Origin of the sequence: Winogradskyella tangerina, assembly GCF_003260205.1 — a bacterium.
In the GTDB taxonomy this organism is placed as follows: domain Bacteria; phylum Bacteroidota; class Bacteroidia; order Flavobacteriales; family Flavobacteriaceae; genus Winogradskyella; species Winogradskyella tangerina.
Genome location: NZ_QERF01000003.1, coordinates 335,576 through 357,204, shown reverse-complemented (window position 1 = coordinate 357,204; position 21,629 = coordinate 335,576). Strand labels below are relative to the sequence as shown.

At 36.0% G+C, this 21,629-nt stretch carries 16 protein-coding genes; 7 read left to right on the top strand and 9 right to left on the bottom strand.

Annotated elements, in window-relative coordinates; translation table 11 throughout:
* Positions 1-18 precede the first annotated feature (18 nt).
* A complete protein-coding gene (locus DDY94_RS07125) occupies positions 19-1,353 on the bottom strand; it encodes a M16 family metallopeptidase (protein WP_111683352.1) in 1,335 nt (444 codons plus the stop codon).
* Positions 1,354-1,639: 286 nt separating this feature from the next.
* Here DDY94_RS07125 and rplU point away from each other — a divergent pair, with 286 nt between their 5' ends.
* Both rplU and rpmA read left to right on the top strand, forming a co-directional pair.
* Positions 1,640-2,212, top strand: coding sequence for a 50S ribosomal protein L21 (gene rplU, locus DDY94_RS07120; protein ID WP_111683351.1), 573 nt, complete (start codon positions 1,640-1,642; stop codon positions 2,210-2,212).
* A 26-nt stretch (positions 2,213-2,238) separates the two neighbouring features.
* Positions 2,239-2,499, top strand: a complete 261-nt coding sequence (gene rpmA / locus DDY94_RS07115; protein WP_076618949.1) for a 50S ribosomal protein L27 — start codon at positions 2,239-2,241, stop codon at positions 2,497-2,499.
* A gap of 51 nt (positions 2,500-2,550) precedes the next feature.
* On the opposite strand, the gene DDY94_RS07110 is transcribed toward rpmA, so the two are convergent.
* The 8 genes from DDY94_RS07110 to DDY94_RS07075 all read right to left on the bottom strand — a co-directional run bounded on the left by DDY94_RS07110 (position 2,551) and on the right by DDY94_RS07075 (position 13,994).
* Positions 2,551-4,329 (bottom strand): MutS-related protein, encoded by a 1,779-nt coding sequence (locus tag DDY94_RS07110; RefSeq protein ID WP_111683350.1) that lies wholly within the window; start codon positions 4,327-4,329, stop codon positions 2,551-2,553.
* 5 nt (positions 4,330-4,334) lie between these two features.
* Positions 4,335-5,240: a M20/M25/M40 family metallo-hydrolase gene (locus DDY94_RS07105; protein WP_111683349.1), complete on the bottom strand. Its 906-nt coding sequence runs from the start codon at positions 5,238-5,240 to the stop codon at positions 4,335-4,337.
* Between the two features lie 75 nt (positions 5,241-5,315).
* Entirely contained in the window at positions 5,316-6,062 is a 747-nt protein-coding gene (locus DDY94_RS07100) for a succinate dehydrogenase/fumarate reductase iron-sulfur subunit (RefSeq protein ID WP_111683348.1), read from the bottom strand.
* A 10-nt stretch (positions 6,063-6,072) separates the two neighbouring features.
* Entirely contained in the window at positions 6,073-8,073 is a 2,001-nt protein-coding gene (locus DDY94_RS07095) for a fumarate reductase/succinate dehydrogenase flavoprotein subunit (RefSeq protein WP_111683347.1), read from the bottom strand.
* 12 nt (positions 8,074-8,085) lie between these two features.
* Positions 8,086-8,772: a succinate dehydrogenase cytochrome b subunit gene (locus DDY94_RS07090; protein WP_111683346.1), complete on the bottom strand. Its 687-nt coding sequence runs from the start codon at positions 8,770-8,772 to the stop codon at positions 8,086-8,088.
* A 99-nt stretch (positions 8,773-8,871) separates the two neighbouring features.
* Complete coding sequence (locus DDY94_RS07085) at positions 8,872-10,104, bottom strand: hypothetical protein (RefSeq protein ID WP_111683345.1); 1,233 nt, start codon at positions 10,102-10,104, stop codon at positions 8,872-8,874.
* Between the two features lie 154 nt (positions 10,105-10,258).
* A complete protein-coding gene (locus DDY94_RS07080; protein WP_111683344.1) occupies positions 10,259-11,125 on the bottom strand; it encodes a hypothetical protein in 867 nt (288 codons plus the stop codon).
* 25 nt (positions 11,126-11,150) lie between these two features.
* Positions 11,151-13,994, bottom strand: coding sequence for a WD40/YVTN/BNR-like repeat-containing protein (locus DDY94_RS07075; RefSeq protein ID WP_111683343.1), 2,844 nt, complete (start codon positions 13,992-13,994; stop codon positions 11,151-11,153).
* A 110-nt stretch (positions 13,995-14,104) separates the two neighbouring features.
* Here DDY94_RS07075 and DDY94_RS07070 point away from each other — a divergent pair, with 110 nt between their 5' ends.
* The 5 genes from DDY94_RS07070 (at position 14,105) to DDY94_RS07050 (ending at position 21,603) form a co-directional block, all read left to right on the top strand.
* Positions 14,105-15,394, top strand: a complete 1,290-nt coding sequence (locus DDY94_RS07070) for an aminopeptidase P family protein (protein ID WP_111683342.1) — start codon at positions 14,105-14,107, stop codon at positions 15,392-15,394.
* Between the two features lie 136 nt (positions 15,395-15,530).
* A complete protein-coding gene (locus DDY94_RS07065; protein WP_232817835.1) occupies positions 15,531-17,213 on the top strand; it encodes a DNA cytosine methyltransferase in 1,683 nt (560 codons plus the stop codon).
* Between the two features lies 1 nt (position 17,214).
* On the top strand, positions 17,215-18,678 hold the full coding sequence (locus DDY94_RS07060) for a hypothetical protein (RefSeq protein WP_157957268.1): 1,464 nt from the start codon (positions 17,215-17,217) through the stop codon (positions 18,676-18,678).
* On the top strand, positions 18,678-20,651 hold the full coding sequence (locus tag DDY94_RS07055) for a DEAD/DEAH box helicase (RefSeq protein WP_111683339.1): 1,974 nt from the start codon (positions 18,678-18,680) through the stop codon (positions 20,649-20,651). The genes DDY94_RS07060 and DDY94_RS07055 overlap by 1 nt, the downstream gene beginning before the upstream one ends.
* Positions 20,635-21,603, top strand: coding sequence for a DUF3883 domain-containing protein (locus tag DDY94_RS07050; protein ID WP_111683338.1), 969 nt, complete (start codon positions 20,635-20,637; stop codon positions 21,601-21,603). Before DDY94_RS07055 ends, DDY94_RS07050 begins: the two co-directional genes overlap by 17 nt.
* Positions 21,604-21,629 lie beyond the last annotated feature (26 nt).

Sequence of the window (21,629 nt, the reverse complement as noted above, 5' to 3'; positions counted from 1 at the left end):
AATTCTTTTCATTTGATTTTATTGCTCATTCTTTTTTGGTAAATACTCTAATTCAACACGTTGGTTAGGATTAAGATATTTCTTCACCGCAGCCTGAATTTCTTCTCTAGTAATTGAACGATATATTTCTATTTCGTTGTTGATGAGATTTACATCGCCGTAAAGCATTTGATACGTTGCCAATGAACTAGCAATACCTTGCATGCTTGAGTTTGAATTCACAAATTGATTTTCAAACTGATTTTGAAGTTTTTCGTAATCGCGTTCAGAAATCAATTCATTTTGCATTTTTACGATTTCTTCATCCATTTCGGCTAAAAGTGTCGCGAGAGACACGTCACCTAGTGGTAATCCGAATAACGCATAAACACCATAGTCTCTTTGCCCAATATTTACAGCCTGAACCGCTAGAGCTTGTTTTTGCTCATCTACTAATTTCTTATATAAAACAGAACTCTTACCACCACTTAAATACGAAGACACCATATTTAAAATATATGAATCTCTTGTACCATAACCAGGTGTTCTATATGCTGCGATAATAGCTGGTATTTGAATATTTGGATCGTAGTATTTTGTTTTAATAGTCTCGGTGATAGGATCTTCTTTAGGAACTACACGCACTGGTTTTTCTCCTTTCGGAATTTCTCCGAAATAAGATTCGATCATAGCCTTAGTTTCTTCAACATCCATATCACCAGTTACTACTAAAGTGGCATTATTTGGTACATACCATTTTTTAAAATATGCCTGAAATTCTGCAAGTGTAGACGCATCTAAGTCTTCCATTTCACCAATATTCTTAAACTTATAAGGATGCTTGTCGAACAAGGCCTCATTTATAGCGAATAAAATCTGTCCGTAAGGTGAGTTGTCATAACGAAGACGCTTTTCTTCCTTTACAACTTCATTCTGAGTATCTACGCCAACCTGATCAATTACTGGGTGAAGCATACGCTCAGATTCCATCCACAACCCTAATTCTAGGTTGTTAGAGGGGAATACTTCGTAATAATAAGTTCTGTCTTGCGATGTGTTAGCATTGTTGCTTCCACCGTTTGAAGACACAATCTCGAACCATTCTCCACGGTTAATATTTTTTGTTCCTTCAAATAAAAGATGCTCAAAGAAATGAGCAAATCCGGTTCTTAAACCAGTTTCAGGACTTCCACCTAAGTCTTTACCTCCAACATCATACATGACGCCAACTGTAACCACCGGTGCCGAATTATCCTGATGCAGAATAACGTGCAATCCGTTATTCAAATCATATTCTTCAAATTCTACTTGCTGTGCATTGGAATAGCTACCAATGAACAACAAGAGTGCCATAGCGAATAAGCTTTTTTTCATTATTAAATGTGTTTAAATTAAAATTGTTCTAGTGTTTGACTACCCTTTGTGCGAATTGTTACACAAAGTCTAGCAAAAATAAGGAATGATTGCTCTTTTTTATCATAATAAGATGTAAAAACTCCATTATTTAGTTTATTCCACACATCACAAAACTTTAATTATGCAATATACTTGCCGAAAAGCCCAAAATCGTTTGTAGATTAGGAATTTAGGAGTATATTTGCATCCGCTTTCAGAGAAAAGCAATTTTGATTAATAAACAAATTAATAAAAACGTTACGCTATGTACGCAATTGTAGAGATAGCAGGGCATCAATTTAAAGTTGAGAAAGACCAGAAAGTTTTTGTTAACCGTTTATCTACTGAAGAAGGTAAGAAAGTAAATTTCGATAATGTTCTTCTAATAGGAAATGGTAACGATGTTACTTTAGGCGCCCCAGCTATAGACGGAGCACAAGTTAGTGCAAAAGTCTTAAAGCACCTTAAAGGTGATAAGGTGATCGTTTTCAAAAAGAAAAGACGTAAAGGTTACCGTGTGAAAAACGGACACAGACAACCTTTAACTGAAATCGTTATTGAAGGCATCACAGCATCAGGAGCTAAAAAATCAACTACGGCTAAAGCTAAAGATGATAAAGCTGCTGCAAAAAAAGAATCAGCTAGCGCTAAAGCTAAAGCTGACACAACGAAAAAAGAAGCACCAAAAGCAGAAGCCAAGCCAGCTGCAAAAGTTGAAGAGGGAACTCAAGACTTAAGTAAATTTACAGTAGCTCAATTAAAAGAGATGGCAAAGGCTAAAGGAATCGAAGGAATTTCTTCAATGAAGAAAGCCGACCTTATTGCTGCTTTAAGCTAAAATATTAACATTAAAACCTAAAGACAATGGCTCATAAAAAAGGAGTTGGTAGTTCTAAAAACGGTAGAGAATCAGAATCGAAACGCTTAGGTGTTAAGATTTTTGGTGGACAAGCTGCAGTTGCTGGGAACATCATCGTAAGACAACGTGGTAATACGCATCACCCAGGTGAAAATGTATACCAAGGCAAAGACCACACTTTACATGCTAAAGTTGATGGTATTGTACAATTTACTAAGAAGAAAGACAATAAGTCGTATGTTTCTATAGCGCCGTTTGAGGCTTAAGACACAGAACTTCTTAAGATATTAGCCCTTTCTAAAAATAGAAAGGGTTTTTTATTGATCTACTATTCGCATCTTTTTTAATAAGAAACTAGCATTCATGTTTTGGCAAACACCTTGCTTCAACTTATAATCAAAATAGAGTTCATCATTGACGATCTGTGCATCAAAAAAGTAGTTCTCTACTGCGTCTAATTCAGAGGCGATCTCCGTTAAACTAAGATCGTGGGTTGCAATTATTCCTGTGGCCTTTAAATTTACTAATCGCTCAACAAATTTCTTAGAACCAATAGCTTTATCTGTGCTGTTGGTGCCTTTCAATATTTCGTCTAAAATCACAAAATAATTATTGTGGTTTTCAATGGTATCAACTATAAATTTCAAACGGGTCAATTCAGAAAAAAAGTACGAGCTGTCATCGGTGAGTGAATCTGTAGTGCGCATACTTGTGATCAACTTTATTGGCTTATATCGGCTCTCTTCTGCACAAACTGGCAATCCTACATTGGCCATGACAATATGGAGCCCGACGGTTCTTAAAAAGGTACTTTTTCCAGCCATATTAGCACCAGTTACAATAAAGAATTGTTCTTCATTCAAAATTACATCACTAGTAATACGTTTCTCTGATTTAAGTAAAGGATGTCCAAGAGCAGTTGCCTTTATGGTTTCATGTTGATCAGTAATCTCAGGGTAACTAAAACCATGATGATTGTAGGCATAGTTGCCAAAACTATTATAAGCATCAAAAAAAGTAACCACTTCAAACCAGTCTTCAACTTTATCTGCATACTGCTCAATCCACTGTTCGATATGGAAAGTTTGTCGTATATCCCAAAGCGAATAGCCATTACCAAAAATCGCCGAGATTAAATTATTCCTGTTATCTAAAGCATCTAATGCCTTTGAGAATTTTGAAAAAATAGCAGATGCCTTAATGCCTTCAGACTGAATCTTCTCTTGTTGTGTTTTGAGGAGTTTTGAATTAAATTGTTGATTTTCGATTTGCTCCAACAGTAGCGCATATTGCCTGAAGGTATCCTTAGCCTTCCCTGTATTCTCTGCAACTTTATTTATGGATTTCAAAAATCGCCCAGTAATTGCAAGTCCAAATAACAACCAATAACCCGCATAATCGATAGGCAGAATTTCAAGAATTCCTAATACAATTAAAGCAACAGAAGCAATGGTAAAGCCAATGGTTATCCAATACATCGTTCTATTTAAAAAGGGTGTATAGTTTTTCAGCCAGCTAATAATTGACTGTGCTGAATATTGAATATCCACACCTTGGGCAATTCCTGCATATTGTTGTCTCCACTTCGGAAGGGCTGAGAGTTCTTTTATTGCTTCTTGCCTGTCCTCTATATTAGAAATATTATTTGCAAGTAAATGTTCTGCTAAGGTTTGTGTGCCTTCTTTTATTGAAGTTCGGTTTATAAATTGAAAGAAGGAACCTCGCCCGAACAGATCAATATCTAAACTAAAAGCATGCTTAGCGTTTTGAAATTCTAATCCATCTGCTCTATCATGAAAATCACCTGATGCAATTTTCAGTTCATCTTTATTAATTCTTACCAAGCGTTTGTGAAGTGCTCTTTTAGCTTTTAAATCGGTATATCTCGAAAGTAACAAAAGAAAAAGGGTGATACCAACAACCGCAATGGGTATAACAATTTTCCAATTTGAAATGCTTAAATAAATACCAAATGTTGTTAAGGCAAATACCGCAAGGCGTATAACACTGAGCAGGCCCATCTGCTTGTAAATACGTTTGGCCTCTGTTTTATTATAAGTTACTAGCTCTTTATAGAATTTCTTTGGGTTGTGCATAAGAATTAAACACCAATTTCATCAATCTGCAGTAAGATAGATAAAATAATTTCTACTGCATTTTTATAGAATTGCAGTGTAATCTTATCAAAATCGTCGGAGGGTTTATGATAGTCTTTATGATCCTCGTTACCAAAATATAAAAAGGGGATTCCTTTTTGATAAAACGGACCGTGATCTGAAGACCAGGTCCAGTCTTGTTTACCATCAGATCCATCGTGTCCTACTAGAAGTTTGGTTGATGTAGGGTTGTCAAATTCTGCGATGATATTTTCCAAGGGTTGATGATATCTTCCGCCTACAACATATAATTCGTTCTTAGGACTACGACTTATCATATCCATATTAATATTAAGAAGAACCTTTTCTTTTTCTATGGTTTTCACAAAATACTTGGCCCCTTGAAGACCCATTTCTTCCGCATCAAAAGCAGCAAATAAAACAGAATGTTTCGGTGGATTTGCTTTAAGGTATTCGGCAAAACTTAGTAAGGCAGATACACCTGATGCATTATCGTCAGCACCATTATAAATAATATCATTTCTTGTACCCACATGATCGTAATGTGCACTTACAACAATGTATTTATCGGGATGTTCACTCCCTTTAATTTCGCCTAAAATATTAACCCCATTAATCATTTTATTTCTTGAGCTAAACGAAAATGGTTGTTCAAAATTACCATCGTAGCCCGTTACACCAATTTTCTTAAACTCATTTATTATATAAGCTCGTGCAGAATCATTTCCGCTTTTCTCGGTTTCACGACCACCGTATTTATCTGAACTTAATATTTCGCAGCGTTCAAGCAGCTTATCGCTATCAAACTTATAAGCTTCCTTGGATGGTTCTTGTGCACAACCCGACAAAGAGATCGCTGTAAGAAACAGGATTAAATAGTATTTTTTCATGTTAGGGATTTGTTTTCAAATAAAACAAAAATCCTAAGCATAGCCTAGGATTTTCAAAAACTATATTCTGGATATTTAGCCTTTTAAACTCGCCGCTAAATATTCACGATTCATTCTCGCGATATTTTCCAAAGAAATACCTTTAGGACACTCTACTTCACAGGCACCGGTATTGGTACAGTTTCCGAAGCCTTCTTCATCCATTTGCTTCACCATATTTAAAACACGGCTCGTAGCTTCTACTTGTCCTTGTGGTAATAATGCAAACTGCGATACTTTCGCTGATACAAACAGCATCGCCGAAGAGTTTTTACAACTTGCAACACAAGCACCACAACCAATACATGTTGCTGCATCGAATGCCTTGTCTGCATTTTCCTTTTCGATTGGAATGGCATTAGCATCTTGTGTATTACCCGAGGTATTCACGGAAATAAAACCACCTGCTTGTTGGATACGGTCGAATGACGAACGATCTACAATCAGATCTTTTACAACTGGAAATGCCTTTGCTCTCCATGGTTCTATATAAATAGTATCGCCATCTTTGAAACTACGCATGTGTAACTGACATGCTGTAATTTTAGTCTGAGGACCATGAGCTCTACCGTTAATGTATAGCGAACATGTTCCGCAGATGCCTTCTCTACAATCATGATCAAAAGCCACTGGCGATTCGCCTTTTTCAATGAGCTCCTGATTAAGTACATCTAGCATTTCTAAAAATGACATATCTGGGGAAATATTGCTCACCGGATAGTCAACAATCTTTCCTTTATCGTTAGCGTCTTTCTGACGCCATATTTTTAATGTTAAATTCATCATAGCTTTTTTATTTGTAACTTCTCTCTTTCACTTCAATATTTTCATATTCTAAAGGCTCCTTATGATGCACTGCATCACTTGGTTGGCCCTTATACTCCCAAGCAGAAACGTATTGATATTCTTTTACTCTAAGCGCCTCACCACCTTCAGTTTGGTACTCCTCTCTAAAGTGACCACCAGCCGATTCATTTCGTTCTAAGGCATCTTTAGCAAATAGTTCGCCGAGCTCTAAGAAATCAGCGACGCGTCCTGCTTTGGCCAATTCTTCATTGTATTCATTTTGTTCACCAGGAACAAATACATCCTTATAGAATTCTTCTCTTAATTCAGCAATTTCCTTGATGGCTTCCTTAAGTTCTTTTTCATTTCTTGCCATTCCGCATTTATTCCACATGATCTTACCTAATCGCTTATGGAAATGGTCTACAGATTTCGTCCCTTTGTTGTTGATGAGTTTATCAATTGAATCTCTTACATTTTTCTCGGCCTCATCAAATTCTTTGGTCTCTGTTGAAATTGGTCCGGTTCTAATATCGTGTGCTAAGTAATCACCTATCGTATAAGGCAACACAAAATATCCATCTGCTAAACCTTGCATTAATGCTGACGCTCCTAGACGGTTAGCGCCATGATCTGAAAAGTTTGCTTCACCAATAGCATATAAACCAGGTACAGTTGTCATTAAGTTATAATCAACCCAAAGACCACCCATGGTGTAATGTACAGCAGGATAAATCATCATCGGCGTTTCGTATGGATTCTGATCCACGATCTTTTCATACATCTGGAAAAGGTTTCCATATTTATTCTCCACTACTTTTTTACCTAAATCGGTCACTACTTTCATGTCCTCCGTATCGAGACCCTTAACATAGGCTTGCTCTTTACCATAGCGCTCAATTGCAGAGGCAAAATCTAGATACACCGCTTCGCCTGTTTGGTTAACACCATAACCTGCATCGCAACGCTCTTTTGCCGCTCTTGATGCCACGTCTCTTGGAACCAAGTTACCAAACGCAGGGTAACGACGCTCTAAGTAATAATCGCGATCTTCTTCAGCAAGATCTGTTGGTTTTAAGCTACCATTTCGAATAGCTTCAACATCTTTCTTATGTTTTGGTACCCAAATGCGACCGTCGTTTCTTAAGGACTCTGACATCAGAGTTAATTTAGACTGATGATCTCCTGAAACTGGGATACATGTTGGATGAATTTGTGTGTAACATGGATTTGCAAAGAAAGCTCCACGTTTGTGTGCTTTCCATGCGGCAGTAACGTTAGAACCCATTGCGTAGGTAGAAAGGTAGAATGCGTTTCCGTAACCACCTGTTCCTAGTACAACTGCGTGAGCTGAGTGACGCTCAATTTCTCCGGTTACCAAATTACGTGCAATGATACCTCGAGCTTTTCCGTCGACAATAACGACGTCTAGCATTTCATGACGGGTATACATTTTGATTTTTCCGCGACCGATCTGACGGTTCATTGCTGCGTAGGCACCCAATAATAATTGCTGACCTGTTTGACCCTTCGCGTAGAAAGTTCTTGAAACTAAAACACCTCCAAAAGAACGGTTATCTAGTAATCCTCCGTACTCTCTTGCAAATGGTACGCCTTGAGCAACACATTGGTCAATGATATTTGTTGACACTTCAGCTAAACGATAAACATTAGCTTCGCGTGAGCGGTAATCGCCTCCCTTTACAGTATCATAGAATAATCTGTAGGTTGAATCACCATCACCTTGATAATTTTTTGCAGCATTAATACCACCTTGTGCGGCAATAGAGTGTGCGCGTCTTGGTGAATCCTGAAAACAAAATGCTTTTACGTTATACCCTAATTCTGCAAGTGTTGCAGCAGCCGAACCACCGGCCAAACCAGTACCAACGATGATAATATCTATCAATCTTTTGTTGGCTGGGTTAACGAGGTTAATATCGTTTTTATGTTTTGTCCACTTGTCCGCTAAAGGACCTTCTGGTATTTTAGAATCTAATATTGACATAGTGATCTTTTTTTAATGGGTAAAGTGATGGAAGACTGCAATGAAAATAAACAACGCAGGGATTCCGATTGAATAAACTTTGCTAAAACCTTTGAGGCTTTTAACGTATTTATTATTGGCACCTATCGATTGGAAAGATGAATTGAACCCGTGTAATAAGTGAAGTGCTAATAACACAAAAGCTACTACATAGATTCCTACTCTTACCGGACTAACAAACTTTTCACGAAGTTCTTCGTAATATCTAAATCCAGAATCGGCATTGTTAGGGTCTATTAAACCACTCATATCGCCCTCAACATACTTTACGGTCATTTCGTGTACCCAGAAATCGTACATGTGTAAACCTAAAAAGGCCAACACAACCACGCCGGTTAATAACATATTTCTAGACATCCAGGTTGAATTGTCTTTTGCCGAGTTACTAGCATATTTAACACCTCTAGACGCTTTGTTTTTGGCTTCTAGTACAAAGCCCATCACAAAGTGAAAAATAACTCCAATAATCAATATTGGTTGCATAACACCTTGAATCAAAGGATTCGTGCCCATAAAATGGGATAAATTGTTAAACAGTTCTTCACTAAAAACTGAAGTAAAATTTATGGAAACATGCATTACTAGAAAAATCATTAGGAAGAGTGCCGAAAGTGCCATGGCAAACTTTCTTCCAATCGAAGAATTCAGAATTCCGCTCATTGTAGATCTAATCTTTTTGTTTAGTCTTGCAAAAATACACTACAAAGCACGTAATAACAACTGACGGTTGTCATAATTATTTATTTAGAATGGTTTTAATTAGAAATCAAACCTTGGATTTACTATCGTATTATAAATTGACCCAAAGGCATAACTAAAGCCTACGTTTACGAAGTAATTGTAACCCGATTGTAATTGTTGTTGCTGTAATAATAATTCTTCAAGTGATAAGTCACCACCAGGAAGGTTTATCTGGTTTCTGGTAATGGAATAACTGCCGCTTACATTAAAGTTGAACCCTTTGAACAAGCGTATTCTAGTGCCTATAAAAAAGTTGATAGCGTATAAATTCTCTTCGTTGAGAAATTGGTTATAGGAAACTTCAGCGTTGAAATTTCCCCATTCTTGGTTAATTCTACCCCCAACTTGCACACCGTGTTCCCATAAATATTCTTCTGTTTTATTGAACACGGTTCTTTCGATATATTCATTAAACCGAACACCATTTCTATAGGAGATGGTCAATTGTTTTTTAGCTGAATCTTCGTATTTGAAAAAACTATATTCTAAAGCCGGTCTGAATGTCCATTGCAGATCGGTATTATTAAATGTTGAAGAGCCAATACTTCCAAAAAATCCATAAGACCAGTGATCATTGATACTCAAAATATCACTGACATTTAAAAATTTACGGTCGTTAATTCCAACGATCTCTTCACCTTCAAACTCGAATATATTTCGACTTTCACTGAACCGCGCACGAAGCGAAAATTTATTCTTTTCAGTTACACGTCGTGCAGAGAAATTCACATTGATATTGCTGAATCGGCTTTGTTCTTGTCCGTCAAAAAATCCGCCGGCACCAACTTGAAATAACCAATAATCCCATGGGTCATCCTCTTCAACCTCCTCTTCTTCGGCATTTGGGACAGGCACACTTACCTTCACGTCATCGATAGTGCCATTGGCGATCCAATATCTCACCAATCCTAGTTTGAGATATTCAAGAACGCGTTTACGTTCTTCATCTCTGGTCATGTTAGCATCAGTAGAAAAAGTAAGCTTATAGCTTATCGCTTCAAATTCCTTTTTCCCTATGAATTCCATCTCATAACTTCTGCCGCCCGCACCATTTCTTTGCGTAACTACAAAGACATGTACATCACCTAAAAATTGGTCTCTAACAAATTGAGTGTTCCCTAAATTCTGACGTAAAAATTCGCTGTCGCAAACTCTACAGTCTAAAAAAATACTGACTTGGTCTGTGATATTGGTTTGACTAAAACTGAAACTAAAAATGAAAAGAAAAAAGATAAGAAAATACCTCGGCATGATTTGATTGATGGATTAGTTGTGCTTTGTAAATATCCTTATAAAACTAAACGCACAAAAAGTATTATAGTATTTTTAACAACTAAGTTTTCAGCCAAACTAGTCTAATTCGATTCAAAAGATGTCAAAAAAATGTAAAATGAATGCAAAATATTTAGTTAGAAAAACTCGGAATCAGACCTCTTAATCCCATGTCTACGACTTCCTCTCCTGCGGTAGGTTCATACTTTCCATCTGCGTTGACTTCGGTCCATTCGAAACTATTATTTATTGAAAAAGATAAAGTCACCGTAACGTCCTCAGTTTCGTTGCCATTAATGGTAAAGGCATTTGTAAACTGACCAGTTACAACACAAGATCCCTGTGGTACAGGTGACGTATTGAACAAAGGATTAGGGACTGTTGTTGCGCCTTCAGGTGCTTGACCTGTTGAGGTAAAACCTAAGGCTTCAAATGCCCAAAATCCTTGTAGCTTGTCATCGTTCACATTGATCGTACTTCCATTGAGATCAAACGAAGTGATGTAATTATTATAGCCAACAAAACTGGCTAGTCGACCAGAAATCTCGCCTACATTGTCCGTCAATATCTGAATGTCGCCTTCCTGATAGGCTAATGACACCCTTACCCAATTATATGTGCCAGCAGTAACTTCACTTAATGGAATGCTCAGAAACACATCGCCGTTTCCACCAAAAATTGATTGCTGAAAATCTATGGCCATTTCGCCGCCTGCAGTGGTTTCAGGACCTTCATAAATAATTTCACCATCTCCTAAAAGCGTCGTTGCCGATGGAGCCAATTCAATGTAATTAGCACTCATTCTGCGAATCGTTGGCGTCTGTGCAGCATTTCCAACAGGAATAACTGCGGGCTGACCCAAATTATCTAAGCGTTGTTGGTTAGGATCAAAATTGAGTTTAATAATCAGGTTTGGTTCCGCGGATGGATTATCATTATTATCGTCAGTACAAGACATCGATACTGCCAAAACACAAGTTAGTAGGATAAGTTTTTTCATAGTTGTTGATTTAGGTTAAAAGCTGTTATTTTATATTTAGCTCCTTTTTTGCATCGCCAATTTGTATAGTATAAACGCCTTTAGGCAAATAATATTTTCCGTTACTCGCCTTGTTGATATCGATACTTGTATTTTCTTTCATGAGGGCTTTTCGACCTTTTTCTGAAAGCTCTAAATTATAATCCACATAGTTGAATCCTTTATCAACATTAACTTTCATGCTTTGTAATTCTGCGCCCTTTTCTGACAAAACCTTTATGGTTTTTTCTCCTGAAGAATTACTGTAAAACTGAATGGTTTTATTTGGTTCATACGCATCTAACCACTTGCTCCAAGCACTTCCCCAACGGCTCGAATAGCGCACAGGACTTAGCTCGAAAATTGAAACGGCAGAAGTATTCATATCAGCATTCATCATTTGAAGCGGAGCAATATTTGCTTTGTAAATACTTCGCCCGTGCGTTCCTAATAATAGGTCCTTTGCCTTAGGTTGAACCACAATATCATGAACCGCAACATTCGGCAATCCGTTTGAAAAAATCTCCCAAGAATTACCCATATCGAAAGATACATAAGCGCCATTATCAGTTCCTAGATAGAGAATGTTTTCATTTTCAGAATCTTCAGTAATGACATTCACAGGTGATGCCGGAATATTTCCACTGATCGATTTCCAGGTTTGCCCATAATCATCACTCATATAAGCATAGACTTTGAAGTCATCCCAGCGATAACCATTCAATGTAGCATAAACACGTTCCTTTTTATGTTTGGAAGCTACAACTCGACTTACCCATAGATCTTTCGGAAATGTGTTAGAAATGTTTGTCCAACTTCCACCTGCATTTTTTGTTACATGCAATAAACCATCATCGCTTCCGGCGTAAATTAATCCAAATTGAAAAGGACTTTCACTGATTGAAGTCAATGTACCATAAGCCACATTTCCTTTCTTTCCACCTTTGGTAAGATCATCACTTATGGCTTCCCAAGTGTTTCCCTGATTCATAGAACGCATCAATTTATTACCACCTAAATACAAGATATCCTGATTGTGAGGCGATAAAAGAATAGGTGTTTGCCAATTGAATCGGTATGGTGTTTCGCCAAGCGTATGTTTCGGTTGAATATATTTTCTGTCGCCTGTTTCGAGATTCAAACGGTAATAATTTCCGAATTGAAAACCAGTATAAACGATATCTGTATTTCTATTGTCGATCTGAACCTGCATACCATCACCACCCATTATAGCTTTCCAAGGATATTGCCCTTGTTGATGCCAGCTTTTATCTTCGCGTGCATTGTTGGCGCCTTTCCAAACCCCATTATCCTGAAGGCCGCCGTAGACATTATACGGTTCTTCATGATCGATATTAATGGCATAGAACTGACCTACTGAAGGTGAATTATTTTTAATCCAATTTTTGCCATCATCATAGGTGATATTGACACCGCCATCATTTCCGTCTATTAAATGATTGGGGTTTTTTGGATTGATCCACAGCGCATGGTGATCGGCATGAACATTTTCTGCGCTTATGGAAGTCCAAGATTTTCCACCATCTTTTGATTTTACAATTGGTACACCATATATATAAATGTGATCTTCATTGGCAGGTGATACATGAATATGTCCAAAATAATAGCCATAGCTAAAGTAAATACCGTCTAAATAATCGTCGTGGGTTTTCTTCCAGGTTTTTCCACCATTTGTACTTTTATAAACCTCAGCACCAATGACCGGCGTATCGAACAACAGTGAATTGGCATCTTCTAAGTACTTAGCCAGATCAATTGGTTTCACATTTCCGGAGCGTACCATTTGTTTCACATTCTGAGCTCTGTATTTTTCCTGAAAGCCATTCGTCTTTAAAAATGAATTTAGTTTTTTGTCATCTAGAGCTAGAAAATCTTCTGTAGACATGGTTTTAAAATCGTCCTTTGAGAGTCCTCGTCTTTCTTCTGTTCTTTTTTCGCTTGGTCTTCTAAATTGGCTATCATGTACTGCATAAACTACATCATCATTAAAAACGGCAATACCAATTCGACCTACACCATCGCCCGTTGGAAAACCGCTACTAGCGGTAGATACCTTGGTCCATGTTTCACCAGCGTCTGTACTTTTATAAATTCCTGAGTTAGTTCCGTTTCCTGTAAAGTTCCAAGCTTTTCTGTCTTTGGTCCAAGAAGTCGCATACATCACATTATAATTATCAGGGCTAGATTGTAAATCGATAATGCCACTCATATTATCAACAAATAGCGTTTGCTTCCAAGTCTTACCACCATCGGTAGTCTTGTAAACACCGCGTTCGTTATTTGGAGAGTACAAATGCCCAGTCACGCCAACCGTGATCACATCTGGATTATCAGGGTGAATTAATATCGGTGCAAAATGATGTGCGTCCATTAAACCGATGTTGGTCCATGTTTCGCCATTGTTGGTAGACTTCAAAAGACCTATTCCCGCATAAGAAGAGCGCGATGAATTATTCTCGCCAGTACCTACATAAATTGTTCGAGTTGGCCAATGAACAGCAATATCGCCAACGTTCTGCGTGTCTGAATTGTCTAAAATCGGTGTAAATGTGGTTCCATTATTATTAGTATGCCAAACACCACCCGATGCGTAGCCTACGTAAAATTCTGAAGGCATTTCCGGATTGACTTCAAGATCAACAACACGACCGCTCATTATTGTTGGGCCAATATTTTTGAACGGAACATTCTTTACAATTGAAGTTTCAGTCATCTTGCTTTTCTGCTCCAAGGCTTGTTTTACAGTTTCAGCAGAGGTAGCTGGTTGCTGTGAAAACACAAATGAAACACTAAGACATAATAGAAACGAGAGTAATTTTGAATACGACATTTTGGTTAGTTTTAAGTCGCATGAAATTACTGATTAATCCCTATAAGTTCAAAATTTGACGACAAAGTTTAACAGATTCTTGTACCTTTATAGTTCTAATTTTTTGACAAATGAAATACCATCCAATAGACTCGAAACTCTTCATCAAAAACCGTAAAAATTTCATGGCTCAAATGAAGCCTAATAGTTTGGCGGTATTTAATTCAAATGACATTTATCCCGTTAGCGCAGACAGTACTTTGCCGTTTGCACAGCATAGAGATATCTTTTATTTGAGTGGCGTTGATCAGGAGGAAAGTATATTGGTTATGTTTCCTGATTGCCCAAAAGAAAAGCATCGTGAGATTCTTTTCTTGAAAGAAACTAACGAACATATTGCCATCTGGGAAGGCGAAAAACTCACCAAGGAAGCGGCTTTAAAAACGTCTGGTATTAAAACCGTGTATTGGCTTCAGGATATGGAAAAAGTGATGTTCGAGTTAATGACCCAATGCGATACAGTTTACATCAATACCAACGAACATTACAGAGCTAATGTAGAAACCGAAACGCGAGAAGATCGCTTCAGCAAATGGTTGAAAAATAAATACCCAGCGCATTCTGTAGCAAAGAGCAATCCTATTTTACAGCGCTTACGTTCAGTAAAAGACCCTATTGAATTAGAGCTTATGCAGACCGCTTGTAATATTACTGAAAAAGGATTTAGACGTGTCCTTGATTTTGTAAAACCAGGGGTTTGGGAATACAATATTGAAGCCGAATATATGCATGAGTTTTTAAATCATCGCTCGAAAGGTTTTGCATATACACCGATTATTGCCGCCGGTAATAATGCCAATGTACTTCACTACATAGAAAACAATCAGCAGTGTAGGGCTGGCGACCTTATCTTAATGGATGTTGGTGCTGAATACGCTAACTACTCGAGTGATATGACGCGTACCATTCCGGTTTCTGGAAAGTTTACAGATCGACAAAAAGCAGTTTACAATGCTGTTAACCGTGTGAAAGACGAAGCGACAAAAATGCTAGTTCCCGGCACATTTTGGGAGCAATATCATGTTGAAGTTGGCAAACTAATGACTTCGGAATTGTTAGGTCTTGGATTGATTGATAAGGCGGATGTTCAGAATGAAAACCCTGATTGGCCAGCGTATAAAAAATACTTTATGCATGGCACTTCTCACCATATCGGTTTAGACACTCACGATTATGGTTTACTCCACGAACCTATGCAAGCCAATATGGTATTTACGGTTGAACCAGGAATCTATATCCCAGATGAAGGTTTTGGTATTCGATTAGAAGATGATGTGGTAATTCAGGAATCTGGTGAGCCATTTAATTTGATGGGAAATATTCCTATTGAAGCTGAGGAGATTGAGGAGTTGATGAATTAATACAATAAATAATTTTTAACTATTTGTAATGTTTTTCTTACTTTTGAAAATACGTAGAACTACGTAGTGCAATAACCAAATCATTAATTAAGTTTGTGTATATCAATAATTTAACCTTAACATGTCAAAATTAACCGTGATTGATTTCTTCTGTGGAGCCGGTGGTTTTTCTGAAGGATTTAGGCAAATGGGTTTTAAAATTGTTCAGGGATATGACTATTGGAAACCTGCTATAGACACCTATAATCATAACTTTGGAACGAAATCGAAAGTCAAAAATATCTTAGATTTTTATAGTATTGAAGAAATAGAATCTCTTCCTGACACAGATATTATTCTAGGATCTCCACCTTGCGTTTCGTTCTCTAGTTCTAATAATTCAGGTAAAGCTGACAAATCATTAGGTGTTCAATTGACGGAATGTTTTTTAAGAATAATTGCGGTCAAAAAACACAAAAAGGACTCTGTTCTTAAAGCATGGTTTATGGAAAATGTCGTTAACTCAAAACGTTACCTACAACCAGAATACACATTTAAAGACTTAAAACTCGAAGAGTGGGCAAAAAAAAATAAAATTAGCCCACATAAAACTGCTATCAAATTGTTGGAAAATACCGAAGTAATCAATTCAGCTGACTTTGGTTCACTTCAGGCAAGAAAAAGGGTTATTTCAGGAGAAATAATGAGCAAAGGAAAATTGATTAAACCTAAACATACTCACACCAACAAGGCGGATGTGCCATTACCAAAGCATAAAACAATTGGTCAAATGAAAAAAATGTTTCCTACTCCATTTGACTCAATGAATGATTCCTTTATTAAAGACCCTCAATTTGACGTTTCAATTCGACAGTCAGAACTTACAGATCATTTTTATGATACGGGAATTTATGCAGTTGACGCAAAGTTTTCAAGGCATTGGAAAGTGAATCACCCATACATGGGTAAAATGGCATTTCCAGAAAATGAAGATAAGCCAAGTAGGACAATCACAGCAACTAAAATTTCAAATTCCAGAGAATCTATAATCTATAAATCAGAAATACCAAGAAAAGGTGATGGAGAGTTTCGGTTGCCAACAGTGAGAGAAGCCGCAATTTATATGGGTTTCCCCATTACCTTTCAATTTAAAGGTTCAGAATACACTAAATGGCGTTTGGTTGGGAATGCTGTATGTTCCTCTGTGAGTAAAGTATTTGCTAAAACTGTCCTTCAAGAATTGGATTTACCAATTCCGAATAAAATTAATATTGAGAAAAAGGCTAGAATTGAAGGAATTGAAAATCTAAATACATTTTCAACAAAAATATTTGATTCACCACCAGTTAAAAATAAAGGAGCAAAATGTAGATGGCACTCTTTCAAGGACGGAAACCTAACCGTCACTCTTTCTAATTTCAGAATTGGAAAAGACAAAACCTCAAAAAATAAATGGTTTACTTCCATACAATACGGTAATGGAGAAGGCTATCCTTCTCATTTAGTTAGAGACAATACGTTCGAAAAATTAGAACCGATTATCAAAAAGCATTCAAATGGTGAATTATTTCTTGATATTGTAAATAATGGATTCTCTGAAAAAATAGGTTCTAAAAAAGAACTTCAATACCTATTTGAAAAGCAGACTGAAATTGATGGTAAAAAAGATCCTACTGAACTCATTGAGGAGTTAAAAGAGATTATCAAATCACTAAATCAATCAAAATCTACTATTAACGAAAAAGTAGATGCCTTTAAGCATAAGACTAAAGTACCATTGAAGCAAGTATTTGCATTATATGGAATTAACAAAATTGCTTCAATCGCAAACAGTAATTAAGATGAACAAAGAAACTAGAATTCAAAAAATAGAAGAAATAATAAATCGTAACAAGGACAATCCTTTCAATAAAATCGAGATTCCTTGGGAAGATGACTTGGTAACCATGAATGTTTACAAGATTCCTCTTGATTTGTTGGTGTATAACAAATACAATGGAAGGATTCTTAGTCGTACAAAATCACTAGAAACTCAAAGTCACACAATTGATGAATACAGTGTAGAAGGGAAAAAAAGAATAGAACGTCTTTTGTGGGATTCTAAACCAGATAGAAATAGAAAAACACAAAAAAACATTGCCGATTTTGGTCAACAAAAGATTGGAATAATCACAAAAGACGGAATTATCATTGATGGTAACCGTAGAGCAATGTTATTGAATGACATTCAAAACGAAGGGAAATTATCAGGCAAAAAATTTGAAAAGAAGTACGATTACTTTAAAGCAGTAATATTACCAGTTACACTTAACGAAAACCCTCTTGAAATTGAAAAGTTAGAAACTTCTTTTCAAATGGGTGAAGATCAGAAATTAGGTTACAATGCAACTGAAAAGTACCTAAAAGCAAAAGAACTTTATAGCCGACTAACTTTGGGAAAAGAGTTTTCTTCTAACAACATTGACGAAAACGCCATAACTAAAATTTCAGATTGGATGGGCGAACAAAAGTCTGAAATCAAGAAATACTTGAGTACAATGCTCATTATGGATGAGTACTTATTCTATGTTGGATATGACGGAATTTACACTCAATTAGACAACCGTGAAGATCAGTTTTTATCATTAACTAAATGGCTTGATACATTTTACGGAGAAGGAAGTAAAAAGGCATTTGACGGATATACTGATGATGATGTTGATGACCTGAGAGATATAGCTTTCGATTACCTAAGAATCAGAAACAAATATGACGGTAAGGAATTCAGAAACTTGGCAGATGGTCAAAAGGAAAACCACTTTTTTGGCAACAAGGATATTTGGGATAGTTTCTCTAATAAACATAATGAAATTAGAGACAAAATTTCAGAAGAACCAGAAATTGATTTTAATTCCAATGATTTAAAAAGCCATTTAGATGATAGAGACAACAAATATTTTGATGCTTCTAAATTTGATGGAAAAAATAGCGCCTTTATTGAAAACCTGAAAGATCATCAGCAAAACATTTATTACAATCGAGAAGCAGAGGCGCCCGAAAAATTAGTTAAAAAAGCATCACAAGCGTTTTCAGCGATAAAGCAAAATCATAAAGCTTATTCTAAAGTTGAAGTTCAGAATTTAGTCAAAGATTTAGCTATGCAGGTAACAACCTCCATGTCTCAAAAATCTCCATTGAGACTTCTACAACACATTGAAATCCTTGTAAAATCAATCGAAATAGATAGTGTCCCTAAATCAGAATTAGATGAAGTACAAAAAACAGCAAAAGAAATAAACAAACTTCTTTATCCAATTTACAAATAGTGACTATCTCAATTGATGTAAATATTGACAAAAACCTTTTTTTACTTAATGGTGAAATTGACTTCATTACAGGTAACAGGCGACTTTTATTACGTTTTAGGCGACTCGGCTATGAAATAGTAGGAGATACAATTCAAATCCCGTTCAGAAAAGAAACCCAAGTAAAAACCCTAAATGAACTTAAAAGAATACTCTCAAAATTTCAATTTGAAGTCTCACTTAAAGAAAACACTACCCAAGAACTAGCAAGCTATCAACGAGAAGAAGAACAATTTGATATCTTTTCTAAGAATGCAAAAAAAATAAGAAATGACGAATTTCACGATAATCCAGAACTCGTTTCACAATTTGACGAATTTCAGTCAGTACTCAAAAAGGAACTTAAAAGAACTCTATATCCATTACAGTTGCTCTCTTCCTTTCACATGGCTTTTAGTCAAAACTCCTGTAATTTTGCTGTTCCAGGAGCAGGTAAAACTTCAATTGTTTATGGTGCTTATGCCTATCTTAAAAGCCTACCTCCCACCAACCCAAAACATGTAGACAAGTTATTGGTCATAGGTCCATTATCTTCTTTTGCTCCTTGGGAAAACGAATACGAAGAATGCTTTGGAGTATTACCTACTTCGTTTAGAATGTCAGGAAATGCTGAGATTTCTAGGGAGTTAAAGAAACAACACCTTTATTCAGGAAACCCTGATGAGCTAACTCTTATTTTTCATGGCGGGGTTCCAAACTTTGAATCTCAAATCATAGACTTTTTAAAAAAGAATAAAACTCTTGTGGTAGTTGATGAGGCACATAGAATAAAAAACCATGAAGGAGTTTGGGGTAAAAGCGTAACAGAAATATCAAAAGAAGCTGTTGCCAGAGTAATCCTTACAGGTACGCCTGTGCCAAACGGATACCAAGATATTTACAACTTATACAAGTTTATTTACCCATTTAAATTCAAGGAAATTCTAGGCGTTCACTACCACAACCTTGAAGACATGACCCAGAATAGTGAGCCAGAATCTGAAAGAGTACAAAACCTGAAAGAGAATCTTTCTCCTTATTTCATTCGAATTAAAAAAGATGATCTTGGTTTACCCGAAATAAAAGAAGAGTTGGTTAGCCTTGAAATGAATAAATATCAAAGAGAAATTTATGATTTCATTGAAGCAAAATATATTCCTGACTTTAAAGAAAATAGTTCCGCTACTGTAAAAGACACTTTAAATAAAGCTAAGTTAATCAGACTAAGACAAGCTTCGACAAATCCAGCTTTGTTGAATAAACCCTTAAAAGATGCTTTAGAAAGTGGTGAATACTATTATGATCCAAATAGCGAGTTTACTACAGATACAGATGTAATAGTAAATGATTCAGAGTTCTTTAAGAAAATCTGTGATTATCAGTTCAAAGAAACTCCGGCAAAGTTTATTGCCATAAAAAATCTTATTGAACAAAAAATAATTGCTCAAAAAGAAAAAGTGATTATTTGGACAATTTTTATTCAAAATGCAAAGGATTTAAAAAAGTATCTACATTCCATTAATATCGAATCAAAGCTATTAATTGGTGAAATTGGTCAAGTAGAAAGAGAAGCAACTATTCAAAAATTTAATGACCCTAAAAATCAAGATTTTCAAGTTGTAATTGCTAACCCTTTTTCGGTTGCTGAATCAATCTCGTTGCACAAAGGATGTCACAATGCCATTTACATGGAAAGAGATTACAACTGTTCTAATTTTCTCCAATCAAAAGACCGTATTCATAGAGTTGGGTTACCAGATGGTCAAATAACTAACTACTACTATTTTGTTTCAAGAGACTCAATTGATGAAGTCATAAACCACAGATTAAATCTAAAAATCAGACGAATGGAAGAAATTATTAATGATGATATTCCTCTTTTTGCCAGAATTAATGATACCGATGAAACAGACATAATAAAAGATCTCATTGCCAATTATGCTAAACGATCTTAGAAAATATGATTGTTTAGGTACTCCTAATTACTTTTTCGAGCTATTCAGCACCTTAAAAAGTAACCCCAGTAGTATTTGGCAACGTCCTGATTTAGAAAAGCTCTTTTTCAATAGAGTAATTGATGATCGACCAATCATAGATGGCGGAATTGAATTGGCATTGAGAATGAATGTCTTACAACAATCCGAAACTAGCTTTCAATTAAATTCAGATTTTGAAAACTACATGAACAGTGTTCCTCAAATGATTGATCGTTTTAATCAACTCCTGTTTGAGTCGCTTAAAAACGATACTGATTTTCTTAATATTTTTAGTTCTAAGTACTTATCACATGATGTTATTTACAAATCTTTACAGATTGACAATTCCGCTTTCGGATTTAAGTATTCGAATTTCAAGCAATTGCTGTTAGACTTTAATGCCATTGGTGAGCATCCCACACCTGAATTCAAAAGTTACATTATAAATCAGCGATACAAAAAACTATTTGACAAGTCTGTATTACCAGAGATTAAGAAAAGAAAAATAGGAATTGAAGAGTTTCGAAAATCAATGGAACAACAACAGATATATGGTGAAGAAGCAGAAAAATTTGTTCTAAAATTTGAAACGGAAAGACTTGAAAACAAAAAGAAAGTTGATTGGGTTGCTGAATACGTTGTCAATGAAGGTTACGACATAGCTTCTTATAACGAAATAGAAGATGAACAACCGAATCGCTTTATTGAAGTAAAGTCTTATGATGGTCCAAAAGCCTATTTTTATTGGTCAAGAAATGAATACCAAGTAGCCAAACTTAAAGGTGATAAATATTGGATTTACTTAGTAAATAGAAGTAAAATGAGAAATGAAAATTACCAGCCTATAATGAAGCAAAATCCGTTTGACACAATTTTAACAGATAACAATTGGAATAAACAAGTAGAAAAGTACAAAATTTCATTAATCTAATTTCTATAGACTTTATGCATGAGTTT